The 20947-nt window shown below is 59.1% G+C and carries 20 protein-coding genes; 11 read left to right on the top strand and 9 right to left on the bottom strand.

Annotated elements, in window-relative coordinates; all coding sequences use genetic code 11:
- Window positions 1-127: 127 nt before the first annotated feature.
- Together GPK39_RS00005 and GPK39_RS00010 are read right to left on the bottom strand one after the other, a co-directional pair.
- Window positions 128-373, bottom strand: coding sequence for a glutaredoxin family protein (locus GPK39_RS00005; protein WP_215673295.1), 246 nt, complete (start codon window positions 371-373; stop codon window positions 128-130).
- 51 nt (window positions 374-424) lie between these two features.
- Window positions 425-1252 carry a TipAS antibiotic-recognition domain-containing protein gene (locus tag GPK39_RS00010; RefSeq protein WP_215673296.1) on the bottom strand — a complete coding sequence of 276 codons (828 nt, stop codon included), beginning with the start codon at window positions 1250-1252 and terminating at the stop codon, window positions 425-427.
- 141 nt (window positions 1253-1393) lie between these two features.
- Between GPK39_RS00010 and tsaA the strand changes: the two genes are divergently transcribed.
- The 4 genes from tsaA to GPK39_RS00030 all read left to right on the top strand — a co-directional run bounded on the left by tsaA (window position 1394) and on the right by GPK39_RS00030 (window position 6661).
- Entirely contained in the window at window positions 1394-2131 is a 738-nt protein-coding gene (tsaA, locus tag GPK39_RS00015) for a tRNA (N6-threonylcarbamoyladenosine(37)-N6)-methyltransferase TrmO (protein ID WP_252204427.1), read from the top strand.
- Between the two features lie 112 nt (window positions 2132-2243).
- On the top strand, window positions 2244-3458 hold the full coding sequence (locus GPK39_RS00020) for a MalY/PatB family protein (protein WP_215673298.1): 1215 nt from the start codon (window positions 2244-2246) through the stop codon (window positions 3456-3458).
- Window positions 3459-3602: 144 nt separating this feature from the next.
- A complete protein-coding gene (locus GPK39_RS00025) occupies window positions 3603-4472 on the top strand; it encodes a substrate-binding periplasmic protein (protein ID WP_215673299.1) in 870 nt (289 codons plus the stop codon).
- Window positions 4469-6661: a hybrid sensor histidine kinase/response regulator gene (locus GPK39_RS00030; RefSeq protein ID WP_215673300.1), complete on the top strand. Its 2193-nt coding sequence runs from the start codon at window positions 4469-4471 to the stop codon at window positions 6659-6661. Before GPK39_RS00025 ends, GPK39_RS00030 begins: the two co-directional genes overlap by 4 nt.
- Before the next feature lie 70 nt (window positions 6662-6731).
- Here the strand turns inward: GPK39_RS00030 and GPK39_RS00035 are convergent, their stop codons facing one another.
- Together GPK39_RS00035 and GPK39_RS00040 are read right to left on the bottom strand one after the other, a co-directional pair.
- On the bottom strand, window positions 6732-7211 hold the full coding sequence (locus GPK39_RS00035; RefSeq protein WP_215673301.1) for a pyridoxamine 5'-phosphate oxidase family protein: 480 nt from the start codon (window positions 7209-7211) through the stop codon (window positions 6732-6734).
- Between the two features lie 42 nt (window positions 7212-7253).
- A complete protein-coding gene (locus GPK39_RS00040) occupies window positions 7254-10058 on the bottom strand; it encodes an ATP-binding protein (protein ID WP_215673302.1) in 2805 nt (934 codons plus the stop codon).
- Window positions 10059-10256: 198 nt separating this feature from the next.
- Between GPK39_RS00040 and GPK39_RS00045 the strand changes: the two genes are divergently transcribed.
- From GPK39_RS00045 to GPK39_RS00055, 3 genes are all read left to right on the top strand, one after another.
- Entirely contained in the window at window positions 10257-10682 is a 426-nt protein-coding gene (locus tag GPK39_RS00045; RefSeq protein ID WP_215673303.1) for a potassium channel family protein, read from the top strand.
- Window positions 10683-10718: 36 nt separating this feature from the next.
- Complete coding sequence (locus GPK39_RS00050; RefSeq protein ID WP_215673304.1) at window positions 10719-11252, top strand: LOG family protein; 534 nt, start codon at window positions 10719-10721, stop codon at window positions 11250-11252.
- 125 nt (window positions 11253-11377) lie between these two features.
- The gene (locus GPK39_RS00055; protein ID WP_215673305.1) at window positions 11378-12682 is read left to right on the top strand and encodes a chloride channel protein; all 1305 of its coding nucleotides are present in this window, start codon (window positions 11378-11380) and stop codon (window positions 12680-12682) included.
- Between the two features lie 90 nt (window positions 12683-12772).
- On the opposite strand, the gene GPK39_RS00060 is transcribed toward GPK39_RS00055, so the two are convergent.
- From GPK39_RS00060 to GPK39_RS00070, 3 genes are read right to left on the bottom strand one after another with little or no spacing between them, the layout of a single operon-like run.
- Window positions 12773-13471: an ABC-2 transporter permease gene (locus GPK39_RS00060; protein WP_215673306.1), complete on the bottom strand. Its 699-nt coding sequence runs from the start codon at window positions 13469-13471 to the stop codon at window positions 12773-12775.
- On the bottom strand, window positions 13468-14349 hold the full coding sequence (locus GPK39_RS00065) for an ABC transporter ATP-binding protein (protein WP_215673307.1): 882 nt from the start codon (window positions 14347-14349) through the stop codon (window positions 13468-13470). Before GPK39_RS00065 ends, GPK39_RS00060 begins: the two co-directional genes overlap by 4 nt.
- A gap of 23 nt (window positions 14350-14372) precedes the next feature.
- Window positions 14373-14753 (bottom strand): GntR family transcriptional regulator, encoded by a 381-nt coding sequence (locus tag GPK39_RS00070; RefSeq protein ID WP_215673308.1) that lies wholly within the window; start codon window positions 14751-14753, stop codon window positions 14373-14375.
- A 215-nt stretch (window positions 14754-14968) separates the two neighbouring features.
- Between GPK39_RS00070 and GPK39_RS00075 the strand changes: the two genes are divergently transcribed.
- From GPK39_RS00075 to GPK39_RS00085, 3 genes are all read left to right on the top strand, one after another.
- On the top strand, window positions 14969-16582 hold the full coding sequence (locus tag GPK39_RS00075; RefSeq protein WP_215673309.1) for a peptide chain release factor 3: 1614 nt from the start codon (window positions 14969-14971) through the stop codon (window positions 16580-16582).
- 156 nt (window positions 16583-16738) lie between these two features.
- Window positions 16739-17461: a VUT family protein gene (locus GPK39_RS00080; protein WP_022093974.1), complete on the top strand. Its 723-nt coding sequence runs from the start codon at window positions 16739-16741 to the stop codon at window positions 17459-17461.
- Window positions 17462-17470: 9 nt separating this feature from the next.
- The gene (locus tag GPK39_RS00085) at window positions 17471-18151 is read left to right on the top strand and encodes an SDR family NAD(P)-dependent oxidoreductase (protein WP_215673310.1); all 681 of its coding nucleotides are present in this window, start codon (window positions 17471-17473) and stop codon (window positions 18149-18151) included.
- A gap of 50 nt (window positions 18152-18201) precedes the next feature.
- On the opposite strand, the gene GPK39_RS00090 is transcribed toward GPK39_RS00085, so the two are convergent.
- On the bottom strand, window positions 18202-18927 hold the full coding sequence (locus GPK39_RS00090) for a uracil-DNA glycosylase (protein ID WP_215673311.1): 726 nt from the start codon (window positions 18925-18927) through the stop codon (window positions 18202-18204).
- Window positions 18928-19014: 87 nt separating this feature from the next.
- The gene (locus GPK39_RS00095) at window positions 19015-19917 is read right to left on the bottom strand and encodes a DMT family transporter (RefSeq protein WP_215673312.1); all 903 of its coding nucleotides are present in this window, start codon (window positions 19915-19917) and stop codon (window positions 19015-19017) included.
- Window positions 19918-20075: 158 nt separating this feature from the next.
- On the opposite strand from GPK39_RS00095, the gene GPK39_RS00100 reads away from it, so the two are divergent.
- Window positions 20076-20942, top strand: a complete 867-nt coding sequence (locus GPK39_RS00100) for a LysR family transcriptional regulator (protein WP_195621469.1) — start codon at window positions 20076-20078, stop codon at window positions 20940-20942.
- Window positions 20943-20947 lie beyond the last annotated feature (5 nt).

The following is a 20947-nucleotide window of genomic DNA, read 5'->3' on the forward strand; positions in this document are numbered from 1 at the left end:
GGTCGGCGGCCCGTTCTGGGCGCGCCTCAATCGTAGCCCGAGACGGTCCCGGGCTGACAATTTCGACTGTAATGGACGTTTTTTAACGACTAGTCATTTAAGAACGTCCCCGATGAGTACTCTCACGCTAGAGCAGGTTCTTCTGTACCCATGCGATGATGTCGCTCGACTCGTAGAGCGGCTTGCCGTCGATGAACAAGCAGGGAACCTGGCGCTTTCCGCCGACGGCGATGAGTGTCTGCTCGGCTTCGGTATCGGTCGAGATATTGCGCTCGGGGATGGTCACACCGTTATCGGCCAGGAATCGCTTGACCTTCATGCAATACGGGCAGCCGGTCATAACGTAGAGCACGAGCTCGTGATCAGTAGCCATGGGTCTCCAATCGGTTGAGGTTTCGATTGAAATACCCAAAGCTGCCGCGGTCTATGCGCGCGTCAATGATGACTCGATGGCCTGGACCAGAAGCGCCGTGGCTCCGGTGCCGCAGGGCTTGTCATAGTAGTCAACAAAGCGCTGGTCGGCAAGATAGCCGCGGGCGAGGCCCAGGTATGCTTCGTCTTGGGGTTCGTGCCCCCAGTTAAGGCCAATCCATCGACGGTGCATTGCGACAAGTTTACGGGCCTCGCTGCTCTCTGGGTCGCCAGCGCCCATGGCAATCGAGAGCTGACCCAGAATAGCGCGTTCAAGTTCCTTCATGTCGTTCCATGTCTCGGGGTCCATGTCCAACAGCGCTTCGTTTGCTGCATCGATAGCCTCGTCGCCATAGCGCGCCCGCGCCTCGGCGCCGTAGCGCTCCTCGTTTTCCTGCACGGTGCGCCAGCGCTCCAGTTGCGGCAGGACGGCGCCCATGAGCGAGACGGCTTCGTCGAGCGACATACCGGTGTTTTGCGCCAGCCGCGGGGCACAATCCTCGATCATTGCCTCCATGGTGGTGTCGTAGGTGTACTGGCCATGGTCGTAGCACCACTTGCAGTAATGGTCAGTCGTGGCGCCCGTGGCGTCGGTGCCGCAGTCGTCGGGCGTGAGTATCATGCCGCAGCTCTGGCAATAGTGCTCGGGCATTTCGAGCAGATGGGACAGTGGCTCGTCGGTTACGGCGGCGATGAGCTTCATCATGTCGATGCCCGGTGTGACCTCGCCACGCTCCCAACGGCTGACGGCTTGGCGTGTGACGAAGAGCTTGGCGGCGAGCTGCTCTTGGGTAAGGTGATGGGCGCGACGGACAGCGATGAGCTTTTCTGCAAAGGCCATAGCGGCTCCTTTCTGCTGGTTGATGGCTTAAGCATACGCGGCGGCAGGTGCCCTTCCAAGCAACCGTTGGTTGCACGACGGAGGACCGCGGCGAAGAATTGCGCGCAACGCCCCACGCCTCCATGCCGTACAATGACCGGCATGGAACCTATCGCACACATACATACCGACCTGCCGCAGAAGTTCGGCATCCCGCGCAACAGCTTTTTGGCGCCCCATCTGCAGGGGCGCATCGTCTTTGAGCCGGAATTTGCCTCCAACGCAGCAGTTGAGGGTCTGGATTCCTTCTCTCACTTATGGTTGCTGTGGCGCTTCGAAAACGGAACGCCCGGCGGCACGGCTAAGGACATAGCTGCCGATGCCAAGTTGCAGGACAGGTCCGGCACCAACGTCAAGTGGTCGAAAACCGTGCGCCCGCCGCGTTTGGGTGGAGCCGAGCGCGTGGGCGTGTTTGCCACGCGCAGTCCGTTTCGCCCTAATCCCATCGGTCTCACCTGCGTCAAGCTCGATCGTGTCGAATTCACCGATGATGGCCCCATCATTCATGTGCTGGGGGCCGACCTGCGCGACGGCACGCCCATCTACGACATTAAGCCCTACATTCCGTTTGCGGACTGTCACCCGGATGCGACCGGCGGCTGGATCGAGGACGCTCCGTGGCAAGAGCTCGACATCGAGTTCCCGCAGACGCTGCAGGATATGGTCCCGCCCGCAAAGCTCCCCGGCTTGGTCGAGGTCCTTCGCCAAGACCCGCGCCGCGCAGGCAGCAAGCACGAGCCAAACCGCGTCTATCACCTGGCCTTTGCCGGGCTCGACATATCTTTTACGGTCGATAAAACCCAGCTAACCGTAGTCGCCGTCAACGACGCGCAAGACTAACCAGCCATTCGTCCGCACCCGTCAAATTAGGCGCCAAACCCCATGCCAAAACCGCTCACGCTGGTAGAAAATAACGCCTACCAAAACAATCCGCTTTGCATGGGAGCTCAGCATGAAATACGACTTTAGCTCGCTTATCGACCGCCACGGCATGGACTCCATCGCCGTTGACTCTTGGGGCGAGATCCCCGGTATGGCTCCGAACGCACCCGACGAGGGCTTCGACCGCATTCCCATGTGGGTGGCCGATATGAACTTTGCCACGGTGCCCACGGTCCAGGAACACATCATTCAGCGCGCCCAGCACCCCATGTTTGGCTATTTCAATCCGCGCCCCGAGTACTTTGACCGCATCATCGAATGGCAGAGCCGCCGCAATGGCGTCGAGTGCCTGCGCCCTGAACATATCGGCTACGAAAACGGCGTGCTGGGCGGTGTCGTGTCGACACTGCGCGCGTATGTCCAGCCGGGCGATGCGGTGCTGGTCCACAGCCCCACCTACATCGGCTTTACCAAGTCCATCGAAGCCGCGGGTTATCGTATTGTCCACAGCCCGCTTAAGCTCGACGACCAGGGCGTGTGGCGTATGGACTTTGAGGACATGGAGCACAAGCTCGCCCAAAACCACATCCATGCCGCGGTGTTCTGCTCGCCGCACAATCCCTGCGGCCGCGTATGGGAGCGCGACGAGATTGAGCGCGCCATGGACATCTATTGCCAGCACGATTGCGTGGTGATCTCGGACGAGATTTGGTCCGATATCATTCTGCCGGGTCACAAGCATATTCCGACGCAGTCGGTGAGCGAGGATGCCCGCATGCGCACGGTTGCCCTCTATGCGCCGAGCAAGACGTTCAACCTGGCGGGCTTGGTCGGCAGCTACCACATTGTCTACAACGAGACGCTGCGTGACCGCATGTGCGCCGTGTCCAACAAGACTCACTACAATGAGATGAACGTCCTCTCCATGCATGCGCTGATCGGTGCCTACCAGCCGCAGGGCTACGAGTGGGTGGACGAGCTCAACCAGGTGCTTGCCGGCAATATCGAGTACTTCTGCGATTACGTGGACGAGCATTTTGAGGGCGTGTCTTATTCGCGTCCGCAGGGCACGTACATGGTGTTTCTGGACTGCACCGAGTGGTGCCGCGAACATGGCCGCGATATTCAGTGGCTGCTCGACGAGGGGGCGCGCGTGGGCGTGGGGTATCAGGACGGTCGTCCGTTCCACGGGCTCTGCCACATTCGCGTGAATCTGGCGCTGCCGCTTTCGCGCGTAAAGGAAGCGTGCGACCGCCTGGACCGCTACGTTTTTAATGCACGGTAAGTGAGCACTGCATGCTGGGTCTTCTGCCAAGTCAGCTGGAAGGCCCCACACGGTAAAGCGTCTGTAACAATTGGGTGCTCGTGTGGTTTTGTTTGCTATTATCTTTAACCATTTCAGTCTGTAAACAGGATCGTATGGAGCTCGATGAAAAGATCCCGTCGCTCGGTTGCCATTTCGTTGTTTGTTGCGCTTGCAGTGGCGAGCGCTTTTGTCGTAGCGATAGCTGGCTGCTCCGGGTCGAATGACGGAGCCTCGACGTCTGCATTAGAAGGTCTGGACGCCTCACAAGCCAAAGACGACAACCTTAAGACGCTCAACGTTGGCAGCGACCTCTATCCACCGTTTGTGTATACCGACGAGTACGGCGATATCGTTGGCCTGGATGTCGAGATATTGACCGAGGCTTTGGCCCGCATTGGTTACAAGCCAAAGTACCAGCTGATCGATTGGGAAAAGAAGAAAGAGCTGCTGGCGAGCGGCGAACTCGATTGTGTCATGGGCAGCTTTAGCATGACGGGTCGCGAAAACGAGTATCGTTGGGCCGGCCCGTACCTTGCGAGCCGCCAGGTGGTCGCGGTCGATCCCCAGAGCGATATCTACACGCTTGCTGATCTTGAGGATAAGGTCGTGGCGGTTCAATCCACCACCAAGCCCGAGGACATTTCGCTCAATCGTACAAATGAAAACGTTCCGCAGATCAAAGAGCTCTACAGTTTTTCGGACCGTTCATACCTGAATCCGGCGCTCGTCGAGGGCCTGGTCGACGCCATCGCCGCACATGAGTCGTCGTTGCTCACCTACGAAAAAGACTATGGTGTGACGTATCGCATTTTGGATGAGCCGCTGCTAGAAGTTGGTTTGGGCACTGCTTTCGACATCAACGATACGCGCGGCATCGACGTTAAGCTCACCCGTGCCTACCAAGAAATGCTTGCCGATGGCACCATGGAACGCCTGGTGTCAAAGTACTTTGATGACCCTTCGCCATTTTTGAATATGGAGGGCCTGTCATGATTGATGCGCCCGACCACGCCGCTCAGGAGCGGGACAATCGTTCGGCAGGGGCATGGCTCCTTGTCGCTCTGCTGGGGATAGCGCTCTCGGTTGTTGCCGGCATGATGAGCTACGGTTACACGACGGCCCAAGCCGAGCAGCGCTTTGCCGACGTTGTCGATTACGTGGCGACGCAGAGCCTTTCCTACGATGCATTCAACAGCGCCTATACGACCAAAAACCTGATTCGCGTTATGGAGATCGCCGGAGAGACAGCGCGCGATATGGAGCGCGACGGTTCGGTGGATAACGCCACGCTGGAGCAATATACCGACCAGTTCAACGTGAGCGCGCTGATCGTGACGAACGCATCGGGCAATTTGGTGTCCGAGTCCTCGACGGATGGCGTGGGCTACGAGTCGCTCGCTACGTATCTCAAGGAAGCACCCGTGCTGGAGGTGGCAGCCCATCCGCTTAAGTCCTATACCGCCCGCATCACACTTGCGGATGACTCGGTCACAGACATTGGCTGCGTGACTCGGCGGGATGACGAGGGTATCGTTGTCGCGGTAAGGCATCAGAGCGCGAAGGCAGTTGCAAGCAATACGCTCAAACTGCAGAGCCTGCTCGGTGGTTATGAGACCATCGACAGCGGCAATATCGTGATCGAAAGCGATGGCAAGGTCGTTGCGACCAATGCCGTTGGACCCACCATATTGGGCGTGTTCGATCTGCCTGCGACGGATGTCTTTATTGTCGACGGTATAAAGGATCGATGCCCGGCTGGTAAGGTCAGATTGGTTAACGCCGACGGCGAGTGGTATCTGGGCACATTTGGTAAAGCGCGAAAATTCTACGTGTACACCTATGCCTCGGCGCAGCGCTACTTTGAGGTCGTCGCGGCTGTTGCTGCCGGCGTGCTGGTGCTCTACAGCGGTGTTATAGCCGTTGTTGTGACGGTGCGTCGCCGCGCTGATCGCCGACGTTTGACGGACTTGCTGCAGCAGGAGCGCGACTATGGCGACAAGCTGGCAAAGGCGGCGCGTGAGGCCTCGTCTGCCAACTCGGCAAAGACGGAGTTTCTGCGTCGCATGAGCCACGATCTGCGCACGCCCATCAACGGCATTCGCGGCATGGTCGAGGTTGGCGATGCCAATGCGGACGATCTGCAAAAGCAGACTGAGTGCCGCTCGAAAATCTGGACGGCATCGGGACTGCTGCTCGACCTTGCCAACGAGGCACTCGATATGAGTCGCCTGGAGAGCGGGCAGGTCGACCTAAACCTCGTGCCCATAAACTTGGTGGCCCTCAACTGTGAAGTGCGCGATATTCTGGAGCGCCAGGCCGAGGAGCGTCTGGTGAAAATTATCTGTGACCAGCAGGCGCTTGATCATCCCTATGCACGGGTGAGCGTGACGCACCTCAAGCGCTTGTTGCTCAATATTGCCGGCAATGCCGTCAAGTACAACCGCCAAGGCGGCTATGTTCGCCTGGCGTGCCGCGAGGTGGAGCCAGCGGATGGCGTCCCCGTCTATGAATACACGATCGCCGACAACGGTATTGGCATGAGCGAGGAGTTCCAACAGCGCCTCTACGAGCCGTTTTGCCGCGAGGAACAGCAGGTGGAAGGCGCTTCGTCGGGAACTGGACTGGGCGCGCCTATCGCAAAACAGTTGGTTGAGCTTATGGGTGGAACCATGAGCTTTACGAGCGTCTTGGGGCAGGGGACGACGTTTACCATCCGCCTGCCGTTCGAGAAGTGCGACCGCTCCGAGATTCCTCAGGCAGTGCGCGTGGAGGCGGGCGATGGCGATGCGCTCCAGGGCTTGCGCGTTTTGCTCGTAGAGGATAACGATCTGAATGCCGAGATCGCGCAGTTTACGCTCGGCCGTGCCGGTGCCGTCGTGACGCATGCTAAGGATGGTGAGTCTGCCGTCGAGATGTTTACCGCGAGCGCGCTGCACGAGTATGACGTGGTGTTGATGGACATCATGATGCCCGGTATCGATGGTCTTGAGGCCACGCGTCGAATTCGAGCGCTCGATCGCGAGGATGCCGCGACCACGCCGATTATCGCCGTGAGTGCCAACGCCTTTGCCGACGACCGCAGGCTTTCGCGTGAGGCGGGCATGGATGCGCACCTGAGTAAACCCGTGAGCTCGCAGGAGCTCGTTGAGGCGCTTGCGCACATAGCCGCCGACGCTTCATAAGCATATGGCCTGGTTCCAAGGTGGGTTGGAACCAGGCCATATTGTTATTGATGAGGCCTGTTTTTGGAGCTTACTTTTCTTGAATCTGCTTGCCGCAGAGATGCTCAATCGTAATCTCGTAGAGCTGGACGCCCTTAATGTCCTTGGCGATTTCCTCTTCGACCTCCTCGGCAGAAGGGTAGTACTTAAGGGCGAGCTGGCGGACTTTGTCCTCGATAAACGCGGGGGTGTCATTCGCCAGGCGACAGCGGCCAAAGACCACGGTACTCATAACGTAGGGAGCCCAGTCGCCGTCCTGGTACCACTCGTTTCCGTAAACGGTAAAGCAGACCTTGTCATCGCGCTTGAGTGCGTCGACCTTGTGGCCAGCCTTGGCGCCATGGAAATAAATATTGTCGTGCTCGGCGTCAAAGAAGTAGTTGACGGGAATGGCGTACGGGTAGCCATCGTCGCCGTTGACGGCAAAGACGCCGCGCTTGCAGGTGGCGAGCAGTTCGCGCGCTTCCTCGTCGGTGATGGCGCGTTTCTTTCGACGTAAGGGCCTAAACATCGTTGACTTCCTTTCTGGTCGTGCGTGGTGGTTGAGCACAAACTATAGCGAAACGGATCCGTTTTTCTTGATGCGGGCGAGTATGTTTTTGAGCTTGTTAAAGTCGAGCGGTTTGGACAGATGAGCGTTCATGCCGGCGTCGTGTGCCGCCTTGGCGTCCTCGGCAAAGGCATTGGCGGTGAGCGCGATGATGGGGATATCGGCTGCATCGACCTTCTCGCTCAGACGAATCGCGCGGGTCGCCGCGTAACCATCCATTCCCGGCATCATAATGTCCATCAGGATCGCATCGAAGCTGCCGGCGGGATGCGATAGGTACAGATCGACGACTTCGTTGCCGTTGGCGGCGCGGGTGACCACGACGCCCTCGGATTCTAGCAGCGCCTGGGCAATCTCGGCATTCAATTCGTTGTCTTCGGCGAGCAGTACGTTCATGTCGGCGAGCGAGCAGTCGAGCGCCCCCTCGACCGTATTCGCCCGCGCCTGGGGGTTCTTGTCGATATCGAGCGGAATCTCCACGTAGAACGAGGTGCCCGCATGGAGCTCGCTGGTGACTTCGATGGTGCCGCCCATCAGTTCAATAAGCGACTTGACGATTGGCATGCCCATGCCGGTTCCTTGGAACTTGCTACGCGCATCGTTACCTTCTTGGGCAAACGGCTCATAGATATGCTTTAAAAACTTGGAAGTCATGCCAATGCCGGTATCCGAAACGCTAAAGCAAAAGAGCGCGCGCCCGTTATCGAGTGGCTTGGTCTTTGAGCTAAAGGTGACGGAGCCGCCGTGCTTGTTGTACTTAATGCTGTTGTCTAACAGGTTGATCATGATCTGTCGGATATGGGTGGGACTGCCGACCATGTATGGCCCCGTGGTGTATGGCAGACTATTGTCCTGCATGGTGATGCCGTTATCGGATGCGCGGAGCTTGCACAGAACCAGCGTATTGTCACAGAGCTCTTTGAGGTTAAAAGGCGCATGTTCCAGTGTTATCTTGCGGTCTTCGATTTTGCCCATCTCGAGGATGTCGTTAATCAGCGAGAGCAGGTGATTGGCGGCAACACGAGCCTTGGCGCGGCTTTCGCGGGCGACCTGGATATCGCCTTCCTTCAATTCCTCGATATCGATAAGGCCCAGGATGCCGTTGAGCGGCGTACGGATGTCGTGGCTCATGCGCGTGAGGAATGCCGTCTTAGCGGCGTTGGCGGCGTCGGCTTTTTCGCGCTCGGTTCGAGCGCGCACGAGCGCCCAGATGAGCAGGACGATGCTGACCGACAACATACCGATGAGGGTGGAGGCAACGGCGGTGCGGTTGCGATAAAGGAATTGAAGCGTGTTGGATTCCTGGGCCGTGTACGACGTAGAGGAGTAATTGCTTGCGGAGAGCGATTCTCCGGCATTGATGATGCCCTTGTTGATGATTCCCAGCAGCTCGGGCTTTCCGCGCGAAATCCAGCACGAGAGCTCGCAGGTGTCAGGGAGCTCGACCGTCTCGCAGTCCTCGAGATCATAACGATCGCCGAGGGTTTTTACGCGTGAACTGGGAGCGACGACGCAGCGCGCCGTTCCCCTCCTGAGGGCGTCGAACGCTTCATCGTCGGATCGGTATTCGGTCACGGTCGCTGTGGGGAACAGACTTTCAAGTACGTTTCGGTTGATAAACGATGATTTGGTACAGGCGATGTTCTGAAGATCTTTGTTCAGGTTGCTTCCGCTGTGGATGGCGGTGAGGGATATGGTCCCCAACGATACCGACTGCACAACGCCTGATTGCTCGGCAAACCAGTAATCTCGGTATACCGGCAGCGCGACGTCTATGCTTCCCTTTGACAGGGCCTTTGACATCATCTTGTAGCTATCAAAGGCGACGGTTTTGACCGTAATGCCAAATTTATCGTGCAACGTCGTCGCAAGCGATGCGAGCGAGCCTTCCATTTTGCCGTCTTCGTCTTCGTTGCAGTAGGGGAGTTTGCCCGTAATGTAGCCGAGCGTGATGGTGTTGTCATTTGCTTTGAGCCAGGAACGTTCGGGGCCGTTGAGCGATGATGAACCGCTGTTTTGGGCCGAGTAGTTAGATTTGACTTCGTCGATATAGCGTGGGTTGACGCGGGCGATTGCCGACATGGCGGCATTGATGTCGTCCATCAGGTCGGGGCGGCTTTTGGGGACGGCAAAATAGTAGTCGCTCGAACCAATGTAGAACATGGGGGAGGCGCTGGGCGACGAGGTCGTGTCGTTCATGATGATGGCATCGACCTCGTTGTTTGTGAGCGCGTCAAAGAGGGCACTGCCAGTGTCGATTTCTTTATAGGTGCAGGTAATGCCTTCGTTGGCGAGCCACTGCTGGCCAACGAAGGTTTGCATGACGCCGGAGTTGCAACCGATAGTGAGACCCTGGAGCGCTTGGGGGTCACCCTTGGCCAGATCGTCGCGATCGGGCTTGGCGTAGATGTAGTAGCGCTCGGTGCCCTCGGGGTTCGAGGAAAAGAGCAGCTTTTGGGCGCGTTCCTCGGAGTAGGAGATGTTGGGCATGAGGTCGATCTCGCCTGCCTCGAGCATGTCCATAAGCTCGGTGAAGGTGCCGGAGACGTATTCGTACCGCCAGCCGGGCGTGTAGTACGACAGGGTCTGGAGGTACTCGTAACCCCATCCCGAGAGACGCTCGCCGGGGGTGCCGTTCTGGAAGCCCTCGTTGTTGACGAGCCAGCCGACGCGGACCGTCTTGACTGGCTGACTAGAGTCATCGGCAAAAGCCTGGACAGGCGCGATGGAACTCAGTGCGGCAAGCGCGGCAAACACAATGGCCAGGGCGCGACATATAACTGAACGAAGGACAGTGGCAGCTCTCACATGCAATCCTAACGAATCGAGACAATACCGCATAAGGATACCAGCTCAGCCTGCCCAGTCGGCAGCTGTACCGCTAAACGCTCCCGCCCGGCAGTTGGGGACAGTCCCTTTCTGCCGGCACAAAAGGAACGTCCCTAGCTGCCGGTTGTGGGACAATACCGAGCGAACGTGATTGGGCGTCTGGGAAAAGGGGTCGCGATGAACAGGTTGAGGACGCTTGCCGACGTACTGCGACAGGCTGGCTTTGCACGCATCACGGGTCTGTTTCTTATCTTTTACCTGCTGTGCTCGACGGCTGTCTGGCTGTCCGAGCCCACGACCCTCACGTTTGGCGATGGTCTCTGGTTTAGCTTTGAGACGGTCTCGACGATCGGCTTTGGTGACATTCCGGCCGAGACACCGGTTGCCCGCGCCATTACCGTCATTCTGAGCGTCATCAGCATCTTCTACATCGCCATGCTCACGGGCGTGGCGGTGAACTACTGCAATACGCTTATCAAGATGCGCCAAAAGGACACCATGGCGCGCTTTATGGATGATCTGGAGCATTTGGAAGAGCTCGATCGCGACCAGCTCGCCGATCTGTCGCGCCGTGTGCGCGAGTATCGTCGACGCCAGCGCTAAGACGAACGTCGTGCGCCACAACAAGGGGGACCAAACATGAACATCACCGTCTACCTGGGCGCGAGCGTCGGCAACGACCCGGCGTTTCTGCCTGCGGTGCAAGAACTGGGCAACTGGATTGGCTCCAACGGACACGCGCTGGTATACGGCGGGTCCAAATCGGGCCTGATGGGTGCGCTCGCCGATAGCGTACTTGATGCTGGTGGTCATGTGACGGGCGTGGAGCCGAGCTTTTTTATCGAGGCCGAGTTTCAACATGACGGTATCGACGATCTCATCGTGACGAGTGATATGGCGGAGCGCAAGGCCAAGATGATCGAGCTCGGCGATGCGTTCATTGCCTTTCCCGGTGGCACGGGCACGCTCGAGGAGATTGCCGAGGTCATGTCCGCGGTGTCGTTGGGGCACCTGAGTGCTCCGTGCATCCTGTATAACCTGGACGGTTACTACAACGACCTCAAGGCGCTGCTCGGGCACATGATCGATAAGGGTTTATCGAGCCCGCAGCGCCAGCACGGCATCTACTTTGCCGACGATTTGCGCGAGATTGCCTCGATTATCAACGGATAAGCCTTGAGCCTGCCCTACTATGGCTCCCAATGGTGCCGTTTGCGGCGCAGACGGTTGGCTTGTCTGGGCCACACTCGCTCTACAATAAAACGTATCTATGTCGACTTTGACCGCGGGAGGACCCGATGGATAACCTTGCCAAACCCACGAACCGAGCGCTGTTTTTGGTCAGCGTTGCCGTGACCGGTGCACTCGCGGGTGCCGCAGTCTGGCTGTTCTTTTTTGCGATGGAGCACGGTATCGACTATCTATGGACCGAGATTCCGCACGCGCTGGGCGTCGCTTCGCCCGAGCTTGCCAGCGGCCCGTTTGGCTTTCTGCCGTACCCGTTTTTTGTCTGCCTGCTGGGCGGCTTGGTGATTGGCCTGTACGAAAAGATGACGGGCACCAAGACCGATGACCTCAACCAGGTGATGGCTAAGGTTAAGCAAGACGGGCGCTACCCGTACGACAACCTGGGCAAGCTTTCGCTCGCGGCATTGCTGCCGCTGCTGTTTGGCGGAAGCATTGGACCGGAGGCCGGCCTGACCGGCGTTATCGCCGGTCTGTGCAGCTGGGTCGGCGACCGCATGCGTCGCTTTGGCGCCGAGTTTAGGGAGCTCACGTTGCTGGGCACCCAGGCTGCCCTGACGGCGCTCTTTACCGCGCCCGTCTTTGGCTTTGTGGCGCCGCTTGTCGGTAGCACCGACGGCCAGGGTGAAGACGCCGACGATGAGTCCGCGTCCGGCGAGATCACCATCAAGCTGCCCAAGGCGCAAAAGACGGTGGTCTACGGTATTGCGATTGCCGGCGGTCTGGGCACCTACCTGCTGCTTGGACAGCTTGTGGGCGGCGGCATGGGCATGCCCAGGTTCGAGTCCGCCGAGGTGGGCAACCTAGAGCTTACCTGGCTCGTCCCTCTGTCGTTGATCGGCACCGTCTGCGGCTGGCTGTACTTTGTCTCTGAGCATGCAAGCGAGGCACTGTCCCATGCAATAGGGGAGCGTCCTGTCGTCAAGGCCATGCTGGCCGGTCTGGCACTCGCCATCTGTGGCACGGTCCTGCCCTATACCATGTTTGCCGGCGAGACCCAGGCCGACGTGCTCATGGAAACCTATCTGACCATTCCCGCTGGCGTGCTTATCGCGACCGGTCTTGTTAAGGCCATGCTGACGCCCGCCCTCATCAACCTTGGTTGGCGCGGCGGTCACTTCTTCCCGGTTATCTTCTCGGGCGTAAGCCTGGGCTATGGCCTTGCCATCCTCACCGGCGCAGATCCGGTCTTTTGCGTCGCCGTCTGCACGGCATCGACGATGGGTGCGGTCATGCGTCAGCCGGTCATGGTCGTGGGCCTGCTGCTCATGTGCTTCCCCCTCAAGGGTATCGTCTGCATGATCATCGCGGCCGTCATCGCCGCCGGCATTCCACTGCCCAAGCCGCTGCGCAAGTAGTACAGTGGCGCACGCCGGGGACATGCCCTTTGCCACGGATTTGCGGGGAGGGGGGGCGATCGCGTCCTTCGCGGATTGAGACTCGTGTGGCTACAGATCGCGTACTCGATAAACCTTGGTGCTGACGGTGCAGCTGATTGCGCATAGTGCGAGCGCCAGTACGGCAATTCCTGCACACAGACAGCCAAGGACGGCAGGATCGGGATTCGCTCCGGCAATCGACATGAGCCAGTTGCTGATGGGGTTGGAGGAGCTCAACGTGGCAATGGCAAGGCACCAGAGCAGGGCAAACAGGCCAACGGATAGGCGCAGTGCCTCCATGTGTCCAAATCGGAAGAACAGCGGCTGTGCCAAGAACACCATCATGAGGGAGATGAGCATCGATGCTGTCGAGGCAATTGCGATCTCAAAGATGGTTTGTCCTGTCGAGGCCACGCCCATGCTGTTGAAGAACGGAAGGGCGATGATGTTCAAAAGCACGGCGGCGCAGGCCATGATGGCCGAGAAGACAACGATGCACAGGTAGCGTGCGCAAATAATGTCTTTGCGCGTGAGAGGCAGCGTTGCCCGATAACGCTCCCATCCGTTTTGATTGTCGAAGCCGGCCAGCGAGCTCATGACCATGATGGGCGACATGGCGCTGACCGCGCAGGCGCCGGCGCTCATGCCGGAATCGCCATCCGACGCGTTGGCAAGGGTTAGCACGACGAAGATGAACAGGCCGACGCCCGCGATGCTCGGGGTGAGCGTGCGAACGATGGCGAGCTCGGACATAAAGGCGCGTTTCATTTCGAAGCCCCTTTCAGCATGAGGCGCAGATAGTCATCAATGGTTGCCCGATCGCAGGGAATCTCGGGAAAGGCCTCGAGCGTTTCGCGACGGTTGGGCACGAGCACGTCCACGCTATAGGCGTGGCGGACGGCACGGGCGCCTTCGACGCAAGCCATAAGCTCGGCGGCCTGCGCTTGGGTGCAGTGGGCGATGCCGGCGCGGTCGGTAATGTCCTCGCGCGGCAGGTCAAACACAATCGAGCCGTTATCGATGCAGATGACGCGATCAGCGGTGCGATCGAGGTCAGACGTAATGTGGCTCGAGAGCAGCACGCTGTGCTGGCCGTCGGCGACAAAGGCAAGCAGCTCATCAAGCAGTTCCTCGCGTGCCATGGGATCGAGGCCCGCGGTGGCTTCGTCCAAAACGAGCAGCTTGGCATTGTGGCTGAGTGCGCAGGCAAGCTGCAGTTTCATGCCCATGCCGCGGGAGAGATCCTTGACCTTTGTCTTGGGATCGAGGCCAAATCGGTTGATGAATCCCGCGAACGTTTCGCGGTCCCACGTGGGGTACGCCGGTCCTACGAGCGACTCGATCTGGCCCACCTTGAGCGTGGAGGGGAAGGGGCACGTGTCCAGGACAAGACCGACGCGGGAGCGTAGATGGCGTTGCGACTCATCGGGCGCGTCGGCGCCACAACGTTGCCCAAACAGGTTCACTTCGCCGGCATCGAGCTTTATAAGCCCGAGCGCGGCTCGAATCGTCGTGGTTTTGCCGGCACCGTTGGCACCAACAAAGCCGACGATCTGGCCGGGCTCCACGGCAAGCGTGACGTCGCGCAGCGAAAAGCGGTCGCTTACAGTGCGTGAGATGCCTTTGAGTTCTAGCAAGTTTTGCATGGTATAGCCTTTCTTGCAGATGGCTACTGCATGGTTTCGGGGGCCACCAGGTCGAGCATCTCGTGCAGTTTGTCGCGCGTGACGCCCAGGGTTTCGGCTTGGCTCGCCGCTTTCGCAAGCAGCTCTTCGATATGGCAGAGCTGGTTTTCGCGCAAAAGCTCCTGGTTGCCCTCGGCGACAAAACAGCCCTTGCCCTGCACGGTGCAGATAAACCCGAGCTGCTCCAGGTCGGCGTAGGCGCGCTTGGTGGTGATGACGCTCACGCCAAGATCGCTCGCGAGTGCACGGATGCTGGGGAGTTTGGCTCCCGCAACAAGCGTGCCCGAAAGAATCTGAGCTTTGACCTGCGAGGCTATCTGCTCGTAGATGGGCTTATCGCTCGAATTGGATAGGATGATGTCCACAGCGGCTCCTTAGCTGTTGGGCTACACGTGTATATAACCGGTAAGCACAGTATATATACACTATGTACAGTTATGCAAGAGGCAAATACGGATTGGGCCGGCTGCCTAGGCCCCAACTGATGAATTTGTCCTGATAGGCGCCTTAGAGCGGGATTTCGCGGCTACAATAGTGCGGTTACAACGACGTAATGCACTCAATGCAAGAAAGGATCCGCATGGCAAGCCTGTCGGATGAAATCTCGTCGCGCCGCACATTCGCGATCATCAGCCACCCGGACGCCGGTAAGACCACACTTACCGAGAAGCTGCTGCTCTATACCGGCAGCATCCAGACTGCCGGCTCGGTCAAGGGCAAGAGCTCGGCCAAGCATGCCGTCTCGGACTGGATGGACATCGAGAAGGAGCGCGGTATTTCCGTTACCTCCTCGGTGCTGCAGTTCACCTACAACGGCGCCTGCGTCAACATCCTCGATACCCCCGGCCACCAGGACTTCTCGGAGGATACCTACCGTACCCTTATGGCCGCCGACGCTGCTGTTATGGTCATCGATGGCGCTAAGGGCGTCGAGGCCCAGACCAAAAAGCTCTTTAAAGTCTGCACGCTGCGCCACATTCCCATCTTTACCTTTGTGAACAAGCTCGACCACGAGGCTCGCGACCCGTTTGAGCTCATGGAAGAGATCGAGAATGTCCTGGGCATCAATACGTATCCCATGAACTGGCCGATCGGCAGCGGCCGCAACTTCCGCGGCGTGTTCGATCGTCAGACTCGTCGCGTCATTGCCTTTGAGGGCGACGGCCACGCCAACGCCACCAAGAAGGTCGCCGAGGTCGAGGCCGAGCTGGGCGATCCTTCCATGGACGAGCTCATCGGCGAGGAAAACCATAAGAACTTGATGGACGACATCGAGCTGCTCGATGGTGCCGGCGACGAGCTCGATTTGGATGCCGTGGCCTGCGGCAAGCTGAGCGCGGCGTTCTTTGGCTCGGCGCTCACCAACTTTGGCGTGGAGCCATTCCTTAAGGAGTTTCTGCGTCTGGCCCCGACGCCGCGTGCCTATACCGATACGCTCACCAGCGAGCCGGTCGATCCCTGCCGCGACGACTTTAGCGGCTTTGTGTTTAAGATCCAGGCCAATATGGACAAGAACCACCGCGACCGCATCGCCTTTGTGCGTATTTGCTCGGGCAAGTTCGAGCGCGGCATGGACGCCTTCCACGTGCAGGGCAACCGCAAGCTCAAGCTTGCCACGGGCACGTCGATGATGGCCGATGACCGCGCCATCGTGGACGAGGCGTACGCGGGCGATATCGTGGGCCTGTTCGACCCGGGTATCTTTAGCATCGGCGACACCGTGTGCTCCGGCAAGTGCCACGTGCAGTATCCGCAGATCCCGACGTTTGCCCCCGAGATGTTCGCTCGCATTACGCAGGTCGACACGCTCAAGCGCAAGCAGTTCGTCAAGGGTATGGAGGAGCTTGCCCAGGAGGGCGCCATCCAGATCTTCCGCGAACTGGGTGCCGGCATGGAGAGCGTCATTGTGGGCGTGGTCGGCGTGCTGCAGTTTGAGGTACTTGAGCGCCGCCTCAAGGCCGAGTACCGTGTTGAGGTTCGTCGCCAGCCGCTGCCCTATACGGACATCCGCTGGATCCAGAATGACCCCGACATCATCGATATCCCGGGCCTTTCGCTCACGCGCGACACGCTGCGCGTCGAGGACATGCGCGGCGGTAAGCTGCTGCTGTTCACGAGCCCGTGGAACGTGGATTGGGCAACCGACCACAACCCCGACCTTATCCTGTCGGAGTTTGGCAACGTAGCGTTTTAACGCATCGGCGCGGTGGCCCTGCGGGGCTGCCGCGCCGATTGCTTGCCTGATGCCGCGTGAGCGGCTATCATACCCACCGTCGTCTCAAGACCGAGGCGTCCGAGCAGTTCGGGTCCGATATCCTGCTCGTTAAACCTAAAACCAAAGGAGTACATAATGATCAAGAAGGTCATGGAGGACTACAAGGTCCTGTTGCGGAGCATTCCCGCGGCAACGGTTTCGCTGTTTTTCGTGAGTGTCATCATGATGAACCTGCTGGCCAACAAAGAGCTTATCAGCCTGCCGTATCTGGCACTCGATTGCGGCTTTGTGGTGAGCTGGGTCTCGTTTTTGTGCCAGGACATGATCTGCAAGCGCTTTGGCGCCAAGGCATCCATTAAAATCTCTATCCTCGCGCTGCTGGTCAACCTGGCCGTGAGCCTGTGCTTTTGGGCATGCTCGCTCACGCCCGGCATGTGGGGCGCTTACTACGACACGGGCATGATCGAGGTCAACACCGCCCTTAACGCCACCATCGGCGGCACCTGGTACGTGGTGCTCGGCTCTTCGCTGGCAATGCTCGTTTCTGCCGTGGTTAACTCCACGCTCAACCAGTCGCTCGGCCGTATGCTCAAAAAGAATAACTTTGCGAGCTTTGCCTTCCGCTCCTATGTGTCTACGGGCGTTGGCCAGTTTATCGACAACCTGGTCTTTGCCATTGTGGTAAGCCACACGTTCTTTGGTTGGACCTGGGTACAGGTCCTTATGTGCTCGCTGACCGGCGCTGTCGCCGAGCTGCTGTGCGAGGTCTTCCTGAGCCCCGTGGGCTACAAGGTCGTGCGTGGCTGGGAGCGCGAGAATGTGGGCTCCGAGTACCTCGAGCGCCACGCAACCGCCTAAGGAGCAAGTATGCGGGTTTTGATCACGGGCGCTTCGGGCGGTATCGGAGCCGCATGCGTGCAGCGCTTTTTGGACGAGGGCCACGAGGTCGTGGGCTTTGATCTGCTGCCGGCGGCAATCGAACACGAGCGCTACCGCCATCTGATTGTTGATGTTCGCGAGCCTAACTCGTTTCCAGGCGACCTTGAGCCTCAGGTGATCGTGAACGTTGCCGGTACGCAGGATTCGGCCGATGACATCGCCGCCAACCTGTATGGCACCATCAACGTGACCGAGCGCTACGCCTTTGCGGGGGAGGGGCTTGCCGCCAAGCCGGCGCCGGCTATCAAATCCGTGGTCAATGTGGGGTCGGCGAGCGGGCATACGGGATCGGAGTTTCCTGCCTATGCTGCCAGCAAGGGCGGCGTTATCGCCTACACCAAGAACCTTGCAAACCGCCTGGCGCCGCAGGCCATTGCCAACAGTGTGGACCCGGGCGGCGTTATCACGCCGCTCAACCGTTGCGTGATGGAAGACGAACACCTGTGGAGCCAGATTATGGAGCTCACACCGCTTAAACGCTGGGCCACCGCCCAAGAGATCGCCGAGTGGATCTACTTTGTGGGCGTGACCAACCGGTTTATGACCGGACAGAGTCTGCTAATCGATGGCGGCGAGGCCGGCCGCACACAATTTATTTGGCCCGAATAGGAAACGCGCCCGATGGAAAGCCGTCGGGCGCGTTTTTGATGTATCGATTTTTAGCCGAGGCAAGTCCAGTTGACGGGGGTCGAGCCGCGCTGTTCGAGTAGTCGATTGGCAGCGGAGAAGGGGCGCGACCCCATAAAAGCGGGGAGTTCTGCCGTGGCGCGGTTGGCCGAAAGCGGCGAGGGGTGTGTGGAGGCCAGGCAGAACTTGTCGGTTGCCTTGCCCGCACCAGTTGCGACGAGCTTACCTTCGACCATCTGCTGGGCAAAGCGGCCCCATGCCAAAAAGACTACCGGCTGGGGCAGCTGACAGCAGCGTTCGATAACGTAGTCGGTGAGCGTGCTCCAGCCCAGTTTGGCGTGCGAGTTGGCGGCATGCTCGCGCACGGTGAGCGTAGTGTTAAGGAGTAGGACGCCCTGTTGTGCCCATGCGGTTAGGTCTCCCGTGGCGGGAATGGGGCAGCCCAGATCGGCATTGAGTTCCTTATAGATGTTGCGCAGGCTCGGCGGCAACTTGGTTTGCGTCGCGGGGACCGAGAACGACAGCCCCATTGCCTGGTTGGGTCCGTGATAGGGGTCCTGACCCAAGATGACAACTTTGACCTGGTCGGCCGGCGTGTAGGCGAGGGCATTGAGGATGTCGTCTTGTGCCGGGTAGATGGTCTGCTCGGCACGCAAAAGGGCGATACGCTCGAGCAGCTGGTTCGTAGTGTCACGTACCGGCTGCGGCGCATCGCCCAACCAAGTTGCTATGTTGCGGTCGCGGGTTGCAGTGTCCATGGGGCTCCTTTATGGCAGATGCTCTGTTGGCATCTATTGTAAGGGCGTCCGGGGACCGTTATGCCGCGGCTGTATGAGGACCGGGGTCTACGAGACGTGCTCGGGCGCTCCTGCCATACGAGCGTGCCCATGTGCGCGAAGGCGCGGAAGCTCGACGGTTGCCACCATGACGCCGGTGAGGATGAGGGCGGCGCCAAAGAAGGCGATGGGGCTCAGGACCTCGCCGACCAGGAAGAACGAAAAGATGGCGGAGCATACCGGCTCGAGCGAGAAGGCGAAACCGGTGGTCTCGGCAGGCACGTGGGGCTGCACGAGCGTCTGGGTGATAAAGCCGTAGGCAGAGCAGATGAGTGCGAGCGCGACGACGACCACGATTTCGCCCGGCGTGCTGGGAAGCGTGAAGCCGCCAAAGGTGAATGCCGCGACGCCCGAGAACAAACCGCCAAAGCCTAGCTGCCAAACGCCCAGAGCCAGCGGATCGACTTCTTCGACAAAGCGCTTGGCCACGATAATGTGGCTGGCATAGATAAAGGCCGAGAGCAGCATGATGATTGCGCCGGGATTCAGGCTGGTAAAGTCGGCGCCCGAGAGCAGCAGCATGCCGCAGGTGACGATAGCCGTGCCGATGAGCACCTTGCGCTCGGGGGCGCGACGCAGCAGGGCTGCGTTGGCAAACGGCACGATCACGACCGTCAGGCTCTGCAAAAAGCCGGCAGTGGAGGCAGAGGTGAGGCTGGAGCCCAGGCACATGCAGGTGAGCTCGGTTGCCATAATGGCGCCGATGATGGCGGCACGGACCATAAGGTCGCGGTTGATGCGCAACGCGTGCTTGTGGAAGAGCAGCAGGCAGACCACAAAGGCGATGATGCAGCGTAGCGCGACGATGCTCGTGGCGTTCATGCTGTCCATGCCGATCTTCATGAGGGGATACGAAAAGCCCCATGCGACGGGAACGGAAAATGAGAGCGCGATTGCTTTTTTGCGATCCATGGGACTCCTTTTGTTGCAGAACGGTTTCGCACAAAGGATTCTGCTCCCAGATTTGGATGTAGTAAAGCGAATGTATCTTCAGTATGATTAAGAAACGCTAAAGTTGGTGCGAAAAGCGCTGGCAAAACGTTTTACGGCTGCATTGATGTGGAGGCACGATGGCATCGCGGTATCAGATTGTTTGTATGGTGGTCGATCGCGGCAGTCTTAAGGCCGCGGCGGACGAGTTGGGCTATACGCAAAGTGCGGTGAGCCAGGCCGTCAAGGCGCTCGAGCGCGAGCTGGGCACCACGCTTATCGAGCGCGGAAAGCAGGGCGTTTCGCTTACGCGCGACGGTAAACAATATCTGCCGTACCTGCGCCAGATCGTGACTGCCGAGGCCGAGCTCGAGGGCAAGCGCCAGGAGCTGCTGGGCCTTTCGTCGACCGATATTCGTATCGCGACGTTTACCAACGTGAGCCGTACCGTGCTGCCGCGTGTGATCCGCGACTTTGGCACGCTGCACCCGGGCGTACGCTTTACCCTCAAGCAGGGCGATTACACGCGCAACGCCCAGTGGGTGCACGACGGCGTGGTTGATTTTTGTTTTACGGCCCGCGGATTTACCGCTGGGCTCGAGAAGCGCGTCGTCTATCACGACGAGTTGGTGGCACTGTTGCCGGCTGCGCATCCGCTGACAGCAAAGGAAAAGGTGACACTCGCCGACCTGGCGTCCGAGCCGTTTGTGCTGCTGGATGAGGGCGAACAGAGTCTGGTGCTCGATGCATTCGCAATGCATGGCCTGTCACCGCACGTGACGAGTGAGGTGACCGACGACTACACCATCATGGCGATGGTGGAGGAAGGCCTAGGCGTGAGCATGCTCTACCGTCGTACTGTGGAGGGCATGCGAGCCGATATTTGTGTGCGGCCCATCGTGCATGCCCCCTCGCGCGACGTGGTGGCCGCTTGGCGCAGCTGGGACACCATGCCCATCGCCACGAGGCGCTTTATCGACTATATGAGCTCTCATATTGTCAATTAATGACT

Origin of the sequence: Collinsella aerofaciens, from assembly GCF_018785245.1 — a bacterium.
In the GTDB taxonomy this organism is placed as follows: domain Bacteria; phylum Actinomycetota; class Coriobacteriia; order Coriobacteriales; family Coriobacteriaceae; genus Collinsella; species Collinsella aerofaciens_AD.

Excerpts from the sequence above, each read along its gene's own strand:
- GPK39_RS00005 (WP_215673295.1), bottom strand. The coding sequence starts at position 373 with ATGGCTACTGATCACGAGCTCGTGCTCTACGTTATGACCGGCTGCCCG.
- GPK39_RS00010 (WP_215673296.1), bottom strand. The coding sequence starts at position 1,252 with ATGGCCTTTGCAGAAAAGCTCATCGCTGTCCGTCGCGCCCATCACCTT.
- tsaA (WP_252204427.1), top strand. The coding sequence starts at position 1,394 with ATGGAACCTATCGCACACATACATACCGACCTGCCGCAGAAGTTCGGC.
- GPK39_RS00020 (WP_215673298.1), top strand. The coding sequence starts at position 2,244 with ATGAAATACGACTTTAGCTCGCTTATCGACCGCCACGGCATGGACTCC.
- GPK39_RS00025 (WP_215673299.1), top strand. The coding sequence starts at position 3,603 with ATGAAAAGATCCCGTCGCTCGGTTGCCATTTCGTTGTTTGTTGCGCTT.
- GPK39_RS00030 (WP_215673300.1), top strand. The coding sequence starts at position 4,469 with ATGATTGATGCGCCCGACCACGCCGCTCAGGAGCGGGACAATCGTTCG.
- GPK39_RS00035 (WP_215673301.1), bottom strand. The coding sequence starts at position 7,211 with ATGTTTAGGCCCTTACGTCGAAAGAAACGCGCCATCACCGACGAGGAA.
- GPK39_RS00045 (WP_215673303.1), top strand. The coding sequence starts at position 10,257 with ATGAACAGGTTGAGGACGCTTGCCGACGTACTGCGACAGGCTGGCTTT.
- GPK39_RS00050 (WP_215673304.1), top strand. The coding sequence starts at position 10,719 with ATGAACATCACCGTCTACCTGGGCGCGAGCGTCGGCAACGACCCGGCG.
- GPK39_RS00055 (WP_215673305.1), top strand. The coding sequence starts at position 11,378 with ATGGATAACCTTGCCAAACCCACGAACCGAGCGCTGTTTTTGGTCAGC.
- GPK39_RS00060 (WP_215673306.1), bottom strand. The coding sequence starts at position 13,471 with ATGAAACGCGCCTTTATGTCCGAGCTCGCCATCGTTCGCACGCTCACC.
- GPK39_RS00065 (WP_215673307.1), bottom strand. The coding sequence starts at position 14,349 with ATGCAAAACTTGCTAGAACTCAAAGGCATCTCACGCACTGTAAGCGAC.
- GPK39_RS00075 (WP_215673309.1), top strand. The coding sequence starts at position 14,969 with ATGGCAAGCCTGTCGGATGAAATCTCGTCGCGCCGCACATTCGCGATC.
- GPK39_RS00080 (WP_022093974.1), top strand. The coding sequence starts at position 16,739 with ATGATCAAGAAGGTCATGGAGGACTACAAGGTCCTGTTGCGGAGCATT.
- GPK39_RS00085 (WP_215673310.1), top strand. The coding sequence starts at position 17,471 with ATGCGGGTTTTGATCACGGGCGCTTCGGGCGGTATCGGAGCCGCATGC.
- GPK39_RS00090 (WP_215673311.1), bottom strand. The coding sequence starts at position 18,927 with ATGGACACTGCAACCCGCGACCGCAACATAGCAACTTGGTTGGGCGAT.
- GPK39_RS00095 (WP_215673312.1), bottom strand. The coding sequence starts at position 19,917 with ATGGATCGCAAAAAAGCAATCGCGCTCTCATTTTCCGTTCCCGTCGCA.
- GPK39_RS00100 (WP_195621469.1), top strand. The coding sequence starts at position 20,076 with ATGGCATCGCGGTATCAGATTGTTTGTATGGTGGTCGATCGCGGCAGT.